This window comes from Flavobacterium hydatis, from assembly GCF_000737695.1.
GTDB lineage: Bacteria > Bacteroidota > Bacteroidia > Flavobacteriales > Flavobacteriaceae > Flavobacterium > Flavobacterium hydatis.
On record NZ_JPRM01000014.1, the window covers coordinates 68,462 to 80,640 of the forward strand.

Sequence of the window (12,179 nt, forward strand, 5' to 3'; positions counted from 1 at the left end):
AAATTGATACGGTACAGTACGACTAATCACTTACTTGCTCGTGTGTTAAACAAAAATACAATTTTTCACACAAGTATTAATTAAAAAAATTAAAATTATGAGTAGTGCAATTCAATTTCAAGATCAGAAAGAATTGGAGAATGCCGTTAGAGAGCTCCAATCATTTATGGACATTACAGCGGTCACCCTGCATGAGGCAGAGACCGCAGGTAAAAGAGGTTATATACTTACTATAATCTTAAGGGAAGATTCACAGCAGATTGCATCGGAAATGTATGACTGGGCGGATAAGGTTTTAAAAAAGTATCCGTCCGTTCCTTATGTAATTATAAATCTATGGGATGTACTGCATCGCTTAAAGCATGGGAGCTTGTATTATTTAAAGTGGTATTTATCAAACATAAGTCTGTTTAAAAACGAGGAGTTTGGTTTTAAGATTACAAAAGATATTCCCTCTGTATCCGTTCTGCTAAAAAAAGCAGTAAAGAAAAACAGCGGGCTTTTAGCCAAAGCAGAATCATTAAGAAGAGGTTCCCAGCATTATGAGGGAACAAATAACCATCATATGGCAATCTATACAATCCATCAGGCGGTCAACCTTCTTTTTGGTATAATCGGAGAACTTGTCATGGGAAAATCTCATTCGAATCATTATACACTAGAGCACTTAAATACGATAAAGGATTATGCACCTATTTTGAAACAGGTGTTCAATACTGATCATGATAAGGATAGAGAAATTGCCGATTTACTTGATAGAGCAAGGATTGAATTCCCTTATGGAGGCAAAACAAAAATTAAGAAAGACAGGGTTAAAGATGCACAGAAGAAACTTTACCGCATCTTAAAAGAAACTAAAAAAATCTTCCAAGACCAGCTTTCTTACTGCGAGGAAAAATCCGTTTTTTTTATTGAACCAAAACAGAATCCAGAAATTTTAAACGATGGTGTCATCGACTATGAGAAAATTGTCAGTGATACCGTTACGTCTTATCTTAAGACCGAGGCAGTTTATTGTTTTGGAACAGCGGAAAAAAGGGTTAAACATTTTTATCTATTAGTACTTTTCAAAGAAAGTAAAGTAAATGCAGTGCATGATCTGGCTGATATGATTAAAAGCAGAACCAAAGAGCAGTGCACAGCAACACTTTTGATTCATCATATTTCAGAACTTAAGAGCGCAACAGGCGATCAGAAATATTTCTTTTTGAATGTTATAAAAAATGGAAAGGCTTTATTTAAAAAAGAATCTGTTGCTTTAGAATTTGGAGATCTTCCAGTTCGCAGTATAACATCAGCAAAAGAATACCTCTGCTATAGAAATATTGTGGTAAACTACATGGAAAGCTGGCAGGGAGATTATGAATGGGCGTGTTATGCTCCTCTTAAAGGTCTGATGCTCCATACTATGGCAGAACAGATCTGTCTTGGGATGATCCGTTTGTTTATGGGGTATTCTCCAAATCATTTTTCCCTTTCTTATCTATTAGAAATCTGTGATTATTTTAACCCTGAAATAAGCACTTACTTCCCGCGGGTTACAGAGCAGGACAGAAACTTGTTTACGATATTAAGCAGATCATATGCTTCACTGAGATACAGCGGTGCAGATACTTTTTCTGAACTCGATATGAATCTTTTGCAGGATCGATACAATGATTTTGCTGGTTTTTGCACAGCTGTTGTAAAAGATGAATTAGGACGCACTGAGAATCTGATTTCGGCTGAACTTTAAACAGACAGATCATGTATTATAATATTTTAACACAGAAAGACCATCCCAAATATAGGGCAGTCAAGAAAACAGTGAAACTCTTGGTAGAGTTTGTAGAAGCTGAGTGTGTTTACTTTTCGGATTCTGCTATAGAATCAAAAATAGGGATTCTGACAATTGTTGTGAGCAAAAAAAGCCCCCATTACTATGATGATGTTGTCTTCCATTTATGGAAAGTAATTGAAAACTACAATAATTTTTCATTCTGTTTTTTTGACAGGGAGTGTATAAAGAGAGAAGTGGGAAAAGGAAATTTATTTTTTATTTTCAATTGTAAAGAAACGGATCTTGTGTATAGAAACACTGAAGGGAAAACTGTTCTGGATATAAAAAAATTAAATATGAAACGGCTTTTGAAAAAGACTGTTGCAAATTATCAAATGTGGATATCAGAGGCCAATACTATTGGCAGAGACTTAAAATACCACCGTGGAAACGAGAATCATTTAATGGCATTGTATGTTATACATGAGCAGTTTCGATATCTCTTTATTAACGCTTCATGGGTTCTAACGGGTGAATGGGTGATAGATGGAAACATTTCAGACCAGCAGGAGCGCATTGCGAAGTTTAATAGTGTCTTAGGCAACACTTTTGATTTAGAAAACAAAGAAGAGAAAGAAGTTTTAAGAAAGCTTGATCTTGCCCGAAAAGCTGTTCAGTGGGGAGAAGAAATTGAACCATTAACTGCAGAAATTGTTGAATCAGCATATGAAAAAATGCAGTGGCTGATGAGTGAAGTAAAAACAATGTATCAGCAGTATGCTGAGCAAACCAAACAAATATTTAAAGAATATGGAAACCAATGATAATAAAAAGGCGGATGATTTTATCAAAGAACTGAAAAGCAGTTTTTATTTTAGAACACTGACCCCGCAGAGAGAGAAAGAAGGTATTTATCATGCAAATATAAAATTTACGAGCTACATAAAACTCATTTATACAGTACAGGATCTACTCAAAATAGCACTTCACACACTGGAGAATTCAGATCTTGAGAATTCCAGCCAGATCGAAGATCCCGCTTTTCATCTTACGAGTATTTTGGAAATTGCAATACAGCTACTTCCGTGCAGTGAAGCGGAAGGGCTTGATAAACTGCATAAGCTTTATTTAGAGACTAATAGTGAAAATAAAAATGAACAAATGGATAACTAATTTTTTAAATCATGAAAAAGAAGAAAAAAAACTTTGAAACCAAGTTCTGGGCTGGATTTGAGGCGGGAAATCCATTTGAAGCATCTGATGCCCTTTTTGATTTTGCACATCTTGACTACTATAAGCGAAATTTAACGCAGGCAGTACTGTACAGCTTTAAAGAAGAAATATGCAGTAATGATAGACCAAGCGAGATTTTTATATTCTATAAAGCAATATGCTCATTTTTGAAAACATACTACTGCCTGCATAAAAAAAGCAGTAAATGGAGAGTGAAAGAGTCAGTGCGCACTGAAAATGTATTTCATCTCACTTCATTGACAAAGCAGGAATATGACAATCCTTTCACAGTATTTCGAAAGGCATTTGCAGAGAAAAGCCTTAAGGAGTTTGAATTTTTCCTTTCTGAAATAGTGAGCGTTTCATTGTCTCCATACAAAGGAGACGGTGATATTGATCTTACGACTCCGTATATCCATTTAATAAAAATGCTTGATGCAGGAGAGCTTATGCGTGAAAGAGGGCTTGAAAAAATAAAAAAAGTTAATGAATCTAAAGAGAATGCCGAATGATGAAGTTAGTGCATCATTACATAGATACTAGATTTAACTAATAAAATATATAGATATGAAAAAAAATAAAATCAAATTAAATAATCTGGTTGAAAATCCTGAACGTTATTTTATAATGCTCAAACCTGCATCAAAAATGCGGAACGATATACACAATCTCGAAATAAATGTGCAGGGATATTCAGACCTGTTCTGCCTGATTATGGATCTGCTAAAAGCTGGAATGCTTGCTTTAGAAGGAGTTGAAGGAAGCGGGGAAAATGTTAAAGATCCTGAAAGATATGTTGGAAGTCTGCTCAGGGTAATAGAAATGCTGATCCCGCTGGAAGAAGGAGATTTACTGGATTTGCTTTATATAAAACATCTAAATGAGAAAAATAAAAGTGGCTCCCAGTAACTTTTCTCCAATTGTAACTATAATAAAAACGGCGACTTCGGAGGCGTTTTCCAGCCCCGCAGGGCAAGTTGTTTTGAGATGCTGAATTCATTTCAAGCATCTCAAAACACAACTTGCATTTTCTCTCGAAAATAGCATTACCGATGGTTTTTAATTGAAAGGGCTTGATGCCCTTTTTTTATTTTAATGGCTGTAAGTAATTTGTTTTTAGGGATAAGCAGGGAAATAAGCTTTTAAAGTGTAGACTTAGCGCACGGCATTTTTAGCGTATTTAGGCAGACTGGGCGAAGATTACCTGCTCTAACTCCTATGTCTTATTCTTGCATGCAGGTCTTCGGGGAAACCTGCTTTCAGGCATTCAAGAATTCGAGTGTGAATGTATCCATGTATCCATGCATTCATGTATGTAAGCAATCAGGTATTCAGGTTTGCCTGCTTGCCTGCTTGCCAGCAGGCATTCAAGTACTCAAGAGCGCAGGCAGGCAGGTCTGCAGTTATATTTTTGCAGACTTTGCAAAAGCGAACCTTTACATAAATGCTTTTAAAACTATAAAGCTTTAAAAATGCTTTCAAATAAAAATGCTTTACTATAAATCCATAGATTTTTGCAGATATATTCCTGCCAGACCTCACAGGCACAATTGAACCTGTACAGCAACCAAGAAAAATAATATTTTTCCAAAGAAAGCAGAAAAACGGAAAAAAGAAAAAGAAAGCAATTTTACAGGACGGGATGCAGGCAGGCCAAAAGGAAACGGAATAAGTCCCGAAGGGTGGCTTGTGAGGCACGAGCAAGACATTATGCCGTAAGCTTTTGGACAGGCTGATCCAGCACGTCCTACCTTGGTTTTCTTTTTATTCTTTCTTTAGGCAGAATATAATCCCTTCCAATCTAAAAAGCCAGACAAATAGCGCCAATCAAGGACTTAGAGTGCCAGAACGAAGGATAAAAAGCTCTTATGATTACCTTTCGCCGTAAAAATCAAAATCATGAAAAAAGATAAACATAAAGAGAAAACGGAGAAGAAAAAGAAAAAACCGATACCGCATAGACCTGAAGAGGAAAAAAAGAAGAAAATTAAAAAAGATAATAAGAGAAAAGCTCCATTTATGCAGGTAGACAGGGGCGGGAACATTTTTACCAATTTTTTTTCTAATTTTCTCAGACAGCTTAAAAACCCGACAAATACAGGACTGGGCAGGCTGTTAGATAAACTGCTGTTTATTAAAATTAAGGAAAATGAGAATAAACCCGCAGAGAAGCCCGAGAAGCTTCCTGATATAATGGGGCCTGTTAAAACTGTCCTTCGCTATATAGACAACAGCGGAAATAATAATTTAACCCCAAGCGAGAAAGAATCTCTGAGACAGCGTACAAATCAGTCTGTGAATATCAAGCCGGAACAGCGTAATGAAGAGATAATAAATGAACCAAGAAAACCCCGCTTAAGGATGTAGTCTTAGCAGACCCGGCAAGCTAAAAAAAGAAAAACAATCCGGTCTAAAACATTTTTAAAGTAAAACTAAATCCAGTGATACGGTTTGTCCTTGCGGTTCAGATAGCAGTACATCTCTTCTTTTTTAAGTTCGGGAAAGAATCTTATGGCACGATCAATGGCATAATTAGGCAGGAAATAGATTTCGTCACGGACTGCCTTGATTACTTTCTCATATCCATAGAAACGAACAAGCTCATCAATTTCCTGCTGACCTCCACGTTCTATGATACGGGCAATAACAGCCTTGTAAGCTTTCTGCCAGTCAAGCTTGTCTATATCCGTATCCCAAAAAAAACTGGATTCAAAATCAGGTGCGGGCTTGTTATCTTTTAGATTCATAGCAATAAATTTAATGATTTATTTTTAATTTACCAAGCTTTTAACGCTTATATCCGCCTCCTTTACCCCTTTTTGGAGGCGGTATTTTAGGTATTGTAAATTCCCTGGCTGGATTTAGCGAAGCTTGTCTTAATCTCTCTGATATTTTTGACCATCTGTGCTCTTTTCCTTTAAGCATCTTAACGCCAAACTCTTTTATAATGCTGTCGAAAAAAGTTAACCCAACAAGAGCCAAGGCAGGATCTGCGTTGTACTTTCTTTGATACGCCTGCAAATAGTCCTTCAGCGGATGATGGTCTAAAAGGAAGTACATATCTACAAAATCCTTGATTCTTGTGCCGTTTTGAAAGATTGCATGAAGTTTCATTGCTCCGATATCCTGTATCGATGCCAAACGCACATTTTCGATAGTCTCGGCTGGGCTCTGCCATGCATATTTATGGGCAAGTATATCAACCTTTATACTGCCTATTTTTATCATCAGCGTATTTGTGTCCAGATTTTCGACCTTTAAAGAAGAATGCGATTTTTTTAGGTGGCCTAGCATGGACAGAACATCAAAATCCTTTGTAGTGAACAGGTCAATATCAATGCTCAGCCGGTGTCCGATCTGAAGGCTCAGGGAAGTCCCGCCAACGAGATAAAAATCTTTCAGCATTTCATCTTTCATCAGCTTTTGGAGCAGTTCCCACATCTCTGCGCTGACTGTTTCTTTGTACAGCATAATTTTCGTTTTCGGAAAATTAATCCCGAAAATGGAGCGTTACTCCAAAGTGTCCTCCAATGGCTCTACTTGGCCTTCATATGTCAGGTGCACTATTGAAAGCTGGACAGCGTAAGACAAATACTTCCAGATTGTGCCAAATCCGTGGGGCACAGCTTATAATAAAATATATTGGTTTTCAAATGATGTAATACTTAAAGTCATGGAAGAAAACAGCAGAACCAACCCGCACAAAGGAGGCAGGCATCCTAAAAAAGATCCTGCCGTCCATCGCTATTCCATCAGCCTGAATGCCCAAGAGAATGCCCGATTTCTGTCCCTGTTCGAGCAGTCCGGCATGAATGTAATGGCACACTTTATTACAGCGTGCATTTTCCAAAGGGGCATCACAACGATAAAGGTTGACAAGACGGCAATCGATTATTATGTGCGCCTGACTTCGCTATTTGGTCAGTTCAGGGCTGTGGGGGTAAATTACAATCAGGTCGTAAAAATGCTGAATAGCAATTTTTCAGAAAAAAAAGCCCTGGCATATCTGTACAAGCTGGAAAAGCAGACGGCAGAACTTGCTTTTTTATCACAAAAGATAATACAGCTTACGGCGGAATTTGAAGAAAAGCACCTGAAAGGAAAGTGATGACATGATAGCAAAAATCTCAAGAGGCATCAGCTTATACGGTGCACTGGCCTATAATTACCAAAAGGTCGAGAAACAAAAAGCACAGGTGCTCTTTACCCAGAAGATTATCGAATCGCCTGACGGCAGTTATTCCCTACAGCAGTTATCACGTTCTTTTGAACTGCATCTGCTGGCCAACCGAAAAACGGAAAAACCAATACTTCATATCTCGCTAAATCCTGACCCCAAAGATACCGTAAGCGATGCTGATTTTGAGAATATGGCACAGGAGTATATGAAGCAGATGGGCTACGCAGACCAGCCTTTTGCAGTATTCAAGCATAATGATATTGACCGCACCCATATCCATATCGTGTCCGTGTGTGTGGACGAGGATGGCAGGAAAATATCAGACAAATTCGAGAAAAGACGTTCGATGGCCGTCTGCCGGACATTGGAAAAGCAGTACGGTCTTAAAGTAGCTACCGAGCAAAATGAAAATCCGAAAAGCCCAGTATTCAAACCCATAAATTATAAAGAGGGTGATATAAAAAGCCAGATGGCATCGGTTGTCCGCCATCTGCCCAAATACTACCAGTTCCAGACTTTCGGGGCGTATAATGCCCTGCTTTCCCTTTTCAAGATTACAGCAGAAGAAGTCAAGGGCGAATATAACGGGATTCCAAAAATGGGACTGGTATATTTTGCGCTAAATGACAAGGGAGAAAAAGCTGGGCATCCGTTTAAGGCTTCCCTGTTTGGAAAAAGTGCCGGATTATCACAACTGCAGTCCCATTATGAGCAGAGCAGGATAAAACTAAAAGCCAGTCCTGCTAAGGGATCAGTTAAAGGCAGGATCGAATCAATTATGCAGACTGCATCGGGCGAATCGGAGTTTAAGAAAAAGCTGTTGGAACAGGGAATAAATGTCGTGGTACGCAGGAATGACACTGGGCGTATTTACGGGGTCACTTTTATAGACCACAATTCTAAAACAGTGTGCAACGGATCAGAGCTTGGCAAAAACCTTTCGGCCAATGCATTCAATGACTGGTGGAATAACGGCACTAAGGCAGACCTGCCACAAAAAGAAAACACTTCGTCTCAGAAAATTATTCCTGCAGAGGATACAATCAGCGAGCCACACCGCCTGCCTGCCTTTTCAGGGAAAGAAGATATGCCCGACAGCCGACAGGATAACAATATTTTTGAAGCCTTTGGAAGTTTACTGCCCCAGGCGCAGGGAGAAGATTTTCAGGAAACTGCATTTGCAAATCAGATGAAACGCAAGGATAAACGCAGGAAACCAAAGCTTTAAGCCTGTTTCCAAGCCTGTGTTATTTACATCAAATGTATGAAACACGATTTTCAATGTACCGTATATAAAAAATTGATAGGATACATTATTGGGATTTTTTTAATTGCCTGCTATTAAAAATACAATTCCCCGGTTATGTACCAAACCATCTCCTTAATTTATCCTATCAGGTGTCCGCCCTGCGATTTTCCGCAATTATGAAAGCATGCTCTGAGCTGGCTTATTTAACAATATCTATCTGCAAGACTGCTGGGCAGTAATGCCCAGCACTGATAAACAAATTGTCTTCATTGCGACATCACAAGACAAATAGTGCCGGCAGTGCCTATAATGCACCAACTTCAAAAACGCATTTTTATATTTACTGGAAGACGTTCATATCTTCTTTGTTATAATACAGGACTGCCGAGGGCTTCGATCGCCTTATCTCCGAAATAATAGAAAACCATTACTATTTATGGAAACTTTAGAAACATTGTTCCGGTCTTTTGAAACGGGTATCCGAAGTGCAAAGGCTTTAAAGCCCAAGGAATACCTTAAAAGCATCGGGCTGGAATATTCTGATCTTCGGATCGGTTTTAATTCAGGCCAGTTTCATCATCGCCGGGAACAGCAGGCAAAAGACCACTTTGAAAGACTGGGACTGCTTGCCAAAAGCAATGCACCTGTGAGGGAAGCAGGAATGACAGCCTATACCGTCTTTGGACGCTATGGGCTGATTTTTCCACTGCTGGACAAGGACAGCACCATCGTTAATTTTTTTGCACTCCGTTTTGATCTGGACGAGCAGAAACAGAAATATCTGAACAGCGAAGGAATCTATCCCGCCTATCCGCATCCCCTAACCAAGAAGTTATACTTAGCGCCGACTGTTATTGACTGCGCCAGTTTAATACAGAGTAAGGTACTGGATCAAAGGGAAGCGGTTATTGCCCTGCATGACGGGGAACTGCTGGAACAGCATTTAGAAATTATCAAATCATTATATGAATTAGAAGAAATAATAATCTTTAAGCGGTGAGAAAATGGAAAAGATCAGATTACAAATGCAGGAGATCAGACCCGATGTTCCACTCTCAATAGTGGAACTTCCTGAGGGACATAGTCTGAATGACATGTGGGTCAATTATGGGACAGACGGAATATCGAATCTTTTAAAAAATGCAAAAGCAGAAAAGACAGGCAATGCCCTTCAGATTGTAAACGGCTATAAAATCAGCTATACGGGCATTGCCGGAATATTTTATGTTGTGGGCAACCTGCCGATGGATTTAGGAAATCTGAGGGTATCATTACAGATTGTGGCACATACTACACAGAAAAAACACAGGCTGAAAGTTGACCTTTTTGATTTTGGCAGTGTGCAGAGCCAGTGCGGGGAGCTTTCCGAAAAGCAGGGCTTTGACTTTCAGGAACTCGAAACAGACTTTTTACAGCTAACGGATTTGCTGGAACAGCATCGGGAAGCACTCTTTGAAGCTGAAATAAACCCTGTTACAGATCGCTATTCGGAAAAGGAACTTACACCGCAGGCACATGAGAAAGCAGTCGAATTTCTTTCAAAACCGCAATTGCTTGAAAACATAAACAAGCTGTTGGAGCAGAACGGAATTGTGGGGGAAGAACAAAACAGGATGGTTCTTTTCGTACTCGCTTCCAGTTATAAAATGCCTTACCTGATGCACGCCATCGTGCAGGGATCAAGCGGGGAAGGAAAAAGCCATCTGATTAACGGGATTGCGCAGTGCATGCCTCAGGAGGATGTGATGAACATGACCCGCATTACAAGCAAATCCCTATACCATTACAGGGACAAGGAGCTTATCAATAAGCTTATAGTGATTCAGGATTTTGACGGACTTGATGAAGAAGCTCAGTATGCATTTCGTGAAATGCAGTCCGCAAAGTTCCTGACAAGCTCGACCGTGGTCAAAGATATTTTTGGAAACAACAGGGGAAGAATAAAACAGGTACAGGCACACTTTGCCAGTATGACAACCACGACCAAAGCCGAGGTATATTATGACAATATGAGCCGTTCGGTAATATTGGGCGTGGATGAAAGCCAGGCGCAGACTATGCGGATCATAGCCATCCAAAACAAAAAACTAGCGGGAAAAGGAAATAGTGAAAATGAGCTGCAGGCAACCCAGCTTCTCAGAAATGCAATGCGTGTACTCAAATCCTACGAGGTGATTAATCCCTTTGCGGACAAACTTATACTTCCCTTAGAAGCCAAGATGCTCAGAAGACTAAACAGCCAGTTCCAAAACTTTGTTTCACAGATTACGATCCTGCACCAGTACCAGAGAAAAACCGACAGCAAAGGAAGACTTATAGCCACAAAGGAAGATGTGAAATCTGCCGTTGATATTTTCTTTAGTTCTATCATCATCAAGGTGGATGAACTCGACAAAAGTACAAGACAGTTTTTTGAGAATCTCAAAGGCTATGTGAAGAGCCAAAAGAACGGAACAACGCACCGTTTTACCAATAGGGAAATCCGCCAGAAACTCAATATCAGCAAAACATCTGCTTTCAGGTATATGCTGTTGTTGCAGGAACTCGAATACATTCAGGCAATTGAAGGCTCTGTAAACAGGGGTTTTAAATATGTAATAAGCTACTGGGACAATATGGAAAAACTCAAAAGCAAGATCAGGAAAGAGCTGAACAGCCAATTAGAACAATTTTAAGACACAAATAAAAGAAATAACCAAAAATGGAACGCCCCGGAACGCCAGCGGAACACCGGAGCGCCTGTTTTTACAGGCCATACGATACTGGCGTTCCGTGTTCCAAGGAGTGCGCAAGCGAAAGGTTTTAATTATAACAATTAAAGAACACTAAAAAAGATGAAAAACAGGATACAAAATAAAGAATTCCGCAGGCTCTTGGATGCCTTTGAGAGTTTTATAAAGGTCAGGAATTACAAAACTGGAAACAGTAGAATGTACCAGAATACCCTGATAGAATTCTTGGTATGGCTGGAAGAATCGGGAATCAGCAGGATTCAGGAGCTCACTTCGAAAGAATCAATTAAATACTTTGAGTACCTGATTGCAAGGCCAAAGCTCAGGGGCGAAGGAACGCTGTCACAGAAAAGCATCAAGTTTCATCTTTTCGTACAGGGACTGTTCCTTTTAAACCTGATGGAAAACAAGGAAATTGAGAACGGCTATTACATACCCAGCTATGAGGGAGGCAGTGAAAAATCCAGAAATACGCTCAGTGTTGAAGAAATAAAAAGCTTGTATAAAAATGCAGAGAATGAACTTGAACGGGCTTTGCTCTCTGTCGCTTACGGATGCGGGCTCAGGCGTTCTGAAATCAGTGCGTTGGATTTAAAGGATGTAAAGCTGGCTACGGGAATGGTTGTTGTCAGAAGCGGAAAAAACAGCAAAAGACGTGAAGTTCCCATGAGCGACACGGTTATGGGATACTTAAAAAAGTACATTCAGGAAGAGCGCAGTCAAAGGCTTGCGGGAAAAAACCAGACCGAAGAAGCCTTTTTTATTAATTCCAAAGGCAGGCGCAGTACGGGGGAAAACCTGAATGATATACTGAAAAAAATGATTGAGCAGACTAAAGATTTCCAGCTTATCCAAAAGGATATTACGCTCCACTGCCTCAGGCACAGCATTGCAAATCATCTGGCGGAGAATAATGCAGGTATTGATTTTATAAGAAGGTTTCTAGGGCATTCCGATATCAATACAACCTATATCTACGCTCTTAAAAATAAGAAACGAAAACCGATCGTAACCTTTTAAATAATC

Annotated in this window: 13 protein-coding genes; 11 read left to right on the forward strand and 2 right to left on the reverse strand. The window is 39.4% G+C overall.

Annotated elements, in window-relative coordinates; all coding sequences use genetic code 11:
• Nucleotides 1-97: 97 nt before the first annotated feature.
• The 6 genes from IW20_RS10070 (at nucleotide 98) to IW20_RS10095 (ending at nucleotide 5,359) form a co-directional block, all read left to right on the forward strand.
• Nucleotides 98-1,735 carry a hypothetical protein gene (locus IW20_RS10070; protein WP_012025608.1) on the forward strand — a complete coding sequence of 546 codons (1,638 nt, stop codon included), beginning with the start codon at nucleotides 98-100 and terminating at the stop codon, nucleotides 1,733-1,735.
• 11 nt (nucleotides 1,736-1,746) lie between these two features.
• Nucleotides 1,747-2,583 carry a hypothetical protein gene (locus tag IW20_RS10075; RefSeq protein WP_012025607.1) on the forward strand — a complete coding sequence of 279 codons (837 nt, stop codon included), beginning with the start codon at nucleotides 1,747-1,749 and terminating at the stop codon, nucleotides 2,581-2,583.
• Complete coding sequence (locus tag IW20_RS10080; protein ID WP_035621485.1) at nucleotides 2,570-2,932, forward strand: hypothetical protein; 363 nt, start codon at nucleotides 2,570-2,572, stop codon at nucleotides 2,930-2,932. Before IW20_RS10075 ends, IW20_RS10080 begins: the two co-directional genes overlap by 14 nt.
• Nucleotides 2,933-2,943: 11 nt before the next feature.
• On the forward strand, nucleotides 2,944-3,504 hold the full coding sequence (locus IW20_RS10085) for a hypothetical protein (RefSeq protein ID WP_012025605.1): 561 nt from the start codon (nucleotides 2,944-2,946) through the stop codon (nucleotides 3,502-3,504).
• Between the two features lie 55 nt (nucleotides 3,505-3,559).
• A complete protein-coding gene (locus IW20_RS10090) occupies nucleotides 3,560-3,901 on the forward strand; it encodes a hypothetical protein (RefSeq protein WP_012025604.1) in 342 nt (113 codons plus the stop codon).
• A gap of 990 nt (nucleotides 3,902-4,891) precedes the next feature.
• Complete coding sequence (locus IW20_RS10095; RefSeq protein WP_035621488.1) at nucleotides 4,892-5,359, forward strand: hypothetical protein; 468 nt, start codon at nucleotides 4,892-4,894, stop codon at nucleotides 5,357-5,359.
• A 65-nt stretch (nucleotides 5,360-5,424) separates the two neighbouring features.
• Here the strand turns inward: IW20_RS10095 and IW20_RS10100 are convergent, their stop codons facing one another.
• The gene (locus IW20_RS10100; RefSeq protein ID WP_035621491.1) at nucleotides 5,425-5,739 is read right to left on the reverse strand and encodes a DUF6922 domain-containing protein; all 315 of its coding nucleotides are present in this window, start codon (nucleotides 5,737-5,739) and stop codon (nucleotides 5,425-5,427) included.
• Nucleotides 5,740-5,779: 40 nt separating this feature from the next.
• Nucleotides 5,780-6,463 carry a nucleotidyl transferase AbiEii/AbiGii toxin family protein gene (locus IW20_RS10105; protein WP_035621493.1) on the reverse strand — a complete coding sequence of 228 codons (684 nt, stop codon included), beginning with the start codon at nucleotides 6,461-6,463 and terminating at the stop codon, nucleotides 5,780-5,782.
• Nucleotides 6,464-6,665: 202 nt separating this feature from the next.
• On the opposite strand from IW20_RS10105, the gene mobA reads away from it, so the two are divergent.
• The 5 genes from mobA to IW20_RS10130 all read left to right on the forward strand — a co-directional run bounded on the left by mobA (nucleotide 6,666) and on the right by IW20_RS10130 (nucleotide 12,173).
• Nucleotides 6,666-7,100 (forward strand): conjugal transfer protein MobA, encoded by a 435-nt coding sequence (gene mobA, locus IW20_RS10110; RefSeq protein WP_035621661.1) that lies wholly within the window; start codon nucleotides 6,666-6,668, stop codon nucleotides 7,098-7,100.
• Between the two features lie 4 nt (nucleotides 7,101-7,104).
• Entirely contained in the window at nucleotides 7,105-8,400 is a 1,296-nt protein-coding gene (gene mobB, locus IW20_RS10115) for a conjugal transfer protein MobB (protein ID WP_035621496.1), read from the forward strand.
• A 457-nt stretch (nucleotides 8,401-8,857) separates the two neighbouring features.
• Complete coding sequence (locus IW20_RS10120; RefSeq protein WP_035621498.1) at nucleotides 8,858-9,421, forward strand: hypothetical protein; 564 nt, start codon at nucleotides 8,858-8,860, stop codon at nucleotides 9,419-9,421.
• 4 nt (nucleotides 9,422-9,425) lie between these two features.
• Entirely contained in the window at nucleotides 9,426-11,096 is a 1,671-nt protein-coding gene (locus IW20_RS10125) for a hypothetical protein (RefSeq protein WP_035621500.1), read from the forward strand.
• A gap of 159 nt (nucleotides 11,097-11,255) precedes the next feature.
• The gene (locus IW20_RS10130; protein WP_035621502.1) at nucleotides 11,256-12,173 is read left to right on the forward strand and encodes a tyrosine-type recombinase/integrase; all 918 of its coding nucleotides are present in this window, start codon (nucleotides 11,256-11,258) and stop codon (nucleotides 12,171-12,173) included.
• The last annotated feature ends 6 nt before the right edge of the window (nucleotides 12,174-12,179 follow it).